The organism is Nonomuraea sp. NPDC003201 (assembly GCF_053590415.1).
In genome coordinates, this window is the sequence record NZ_JBSFTC010000746.1 from 1 (window position 1) to 1,365 (window position 1,365).

Genomic DNA, 1,365 nt, shown 5'->3' on the forward strand with positions numbered 1-1,365 from the left:
GGCACTTCCCCCTGGTTAGTGGACACGCTGATACTGGATCTTGCTTGATCTGGAGGAAGCGAGAAGACCGCCGATGGCGTTGAAGGACTACTCGGAGGAGTTCAAGGCCGATGCCGTGGCCTTGTACGAGTCCACCCCGGGCGCGACCTACAAAGGCATCGCCGCCGATCTGGGCGTGAGCCGGGGCAGCCTGCGCGCGTGGGTGCTGCGGGCGCGCGCCCTGCGCGGCGAGGGGCCGGTCGAGCCGCCGGCCAGCCCGGATACCGGGCGCACCCGGCAGCCCGCTGGGGCGGGCGACGAAGCCGCGGAGCGGATCCGGCAGCTGGAAGCCCGCGTGCGTGAGCTGGAGGCCAGCGAGAAGAAGCTCACCACCGAACGCGACATTCTTCGCAAAGCGGCCAAATATTTCGCCGGGGAGACGCACTGGTGAACCGCTTCCAGTTCGTTGACGATCACCGGGACACCTTCGGGGTGAAGCGGTTGTGCCAGGTGATCGGCCTCAACCGGGCCAGCTACTACAAGTGGCGCGCCGGTGCCGGAACCCGGGCCGCGCGACAGGCCGCCGACGCGGCCCTGGCCGAACAGATCCGCGCGGTGCACACCGAATTCGACGGCACCTACGGGTCCCCGCGTATCACCGCCGAACTCCGCGACCAGGGCATGACGATCAACGAGAAACGCGTCGCGCGGGTGATGCGGACGTTCGCCATCGTCGGGACCCGCTTACGCCGACGCGTGCGCACCACCATCCCCGAGCCGGCCGCCACACCGGTGCCGGACCTGTTCCAGCGGGACTTCACCGCCGGCGAGCCGGGCAGGAAGTACATGGGCGACATCACCTATCTCCCGCTCGGCGACGGCGACTTCCTCTACCTGGCGACCGTGCTGGACTGTTTCAGCCGCCGGGTGGTGGGCTGGTCGATCGCCAATCACATGCGCACCGGCCTGGTCGCCGACGCGCTGACGATGGCCGCGGCGACCCGGGGCGGCCTGGCCGGCTCGGTGTTTCACAGCGATCACGGGGCGCAATACACCTCCAAGGACTACGCCGCTGTGTGTCGCCGGCTGGGCGTCACCCAGTCCATGGGAGCCGTCGGGACCAGCGCCGACAACGCCGCCTGCGAGAGCTTCCACGCCTCCCTCAAACGCGAGACTCTCCAGGGCGCAGCCCACTACGGCGCCGCCGCCACCTGCCGAAGCGCGGTCTTTCGGTGGCTGACCCGCTACAACACCCGCAGAAGGCATTCGGCCAACGGGCACCTCAGTCCCGTCTCCTACGAGCACCTACACCAGCAAAGATCGATTAGCCTGACACTGGCCGCATGACACACCCCAACGCGTGTCCACTTCCGTGGGGGAAGGCCC

Annotated in this window: 1 protein-coding gene; it reads left to right on the forward strand. The window is 68.5% G+C overall.

The genetic code is table 11. From position 1 onward, the window contains the following. Positions 1-73 precede the first annotated feature (73 nt). Positions 74-1,326, forward strand: a protein-coding gene (locus tag ACWDX9_RS63345; RefSeq protein WP_449973458.1) for an IS3 family transposase whose coding sequence is annotated in 2 segments (ribosomal slippage) — positions 74-416 and positions 416-1,326 — 1,254 coding nt in all. Because the reading frame shifts where the segments join, the coding sequence is not laid out codon by codon here. Positions 1,327-1,365 lie beyond the last annotated feature (39 nt).